Genomic DNA, 1,321 nt, shown 5'->3' with positions numbered 1-1,321 from the left:
ATCACATTTCACTATTAATTGGAAAGATATTGTCATACAACAAATAAACATATTGATTAATGAGTCGAATAGTTCTAAGACTACATGACAATATTGTTCAACAATATGGCGCAAGAATATAGTAAAGGCTATCCCGGCTAGATGAAGAATAATACCTATAGAAAAAAGATCAACCAGAAGCATGCGCTTTAATATAAGTGTCTACTATAAATGGATCATAACAAAACAGAAAAGCGTCATTTTTCATTCTTAGGAAAGATTGAAGGTTTTAAAACAGTATGGTTATATTGTTTTATACATAAGAACATTCGTTATTATATTATAATTGAAAAAAATAATAGTCTGTTTGACATTAATTTAAAGTAGGTGACTTATGAGTAGAAATAGGCAACTGTTACATGAAATGATTGATAAACTACCTAATGTGGAAGTTTTCAACTTGTTAAATTATGTTTCATTTATTAAAGGTAGATATGATTTCATTCATTATTTTAAAAAAGATGGTATTGTTGTTAAGGATCATGGAAATGCTCAATCTTTACGAATAGATTGGGAAACAGAATTTACGAGCTCAATAAGTGATTCAATGAAACATGATATCCATTTCAATGAGTTTTTATGGCATGTTTTTAGCAATAAATTGTTATGTTGTTTAGAAGGAAAAGAGGCAAAGGAAGCGTTTGATGAAATTAAGAAAGATATTTGTTATGTTTTTTATCAAAATCATGACTTTGCTTGGAAGCTGGAATGTGCAAATACTTTAGAAGCAGAAGATTTTATGTATCAGCAAGATATTTATGTGGTTGATTCAAATTATAAGTGGACTTATGTAAATACACATGAGAGAGAGTATGGGCCATATTTTTACAAACAGTCTAAGATATAGAAAGTGACTTCAATGATAGATATAGAATTGAGTCGATTAGTTTTAAGAATATCCCATATCATATTATTGGATAAAAAGAAAATGGTATTCAACAAAATGGCGCTTTTCAGAAATAACTCTGAAAAGCGTCTTTATTTGTTAACTTTTTTCATCGTTCAAATTGTTAATTCTATAGTGTAAAATTAATAGGGGAAATGTGGATGTATAGGAAAAACTTATAATATTGTAAGTACACATATTGTGGAGGTTATGATGAAAAAAACACTAATTATTGGAGCAACAATACTGGCAGTAACTATAGGACAACCTGTAACCGTTAATGGTGGATTGAACGTAGTATCAGCTGCAACAAATGAGCAAGCCAAGTTCTCAGATGTAAAAGGTCATTGGGCACAAAATGAGATTGAGTTTCTTGCTGAAAAAGGTGTGATCAAC

Annotated in this window: 2 protein-coding genes; both read left to right on the top strand. The window is 29.6% G+C overall.

The window, feature by feature from the left end:
- Nucleotides 1-373: 373 nt before the first annotated feature.
- Nucleotides 374-886: a DUF4275 family protein gene (locus SLH48_RS22340; protein WP_320259915.1), complete on the top strand. Its 513-nt coding sequence runs from the start codon at nucleotides 374-376 to the stop codon at nucleotides 884-886.
- Between the two features lie 252 nt (nucleotides 887-1,138).
- Nucleotides 1,139-1,321 (top strand): S-layer homology domain-containing protein (locus tag SLH48_RS22335; protein WP_320259914.1); only part of this gene is annotated, 183 nt, incomplete at its 3' end.

Origin of the sequence: Cytobacillus sp. IB215316 (genome assembly GCF_033963865.1) — a bacterium.
GTDB classification, from domain to species: Bacteria; Bacillota; Bacilli; order Bacillales; family SM2101; genus Nanhaiella; species Nanhaiella sioensis.
This window is presented reverse-complemented; position numbering and strand designations above follow the sequence as displayed.

What these genes read in the sequence shown, in the direction of transcription:
- SLH48_RS22340 (WP_320259915.1), top strand. Translation starts at nt 374, where the DNA reads ATGAGTAGAAATAGGCAACTGTTACATGAAATGATTGATAAACTACCT.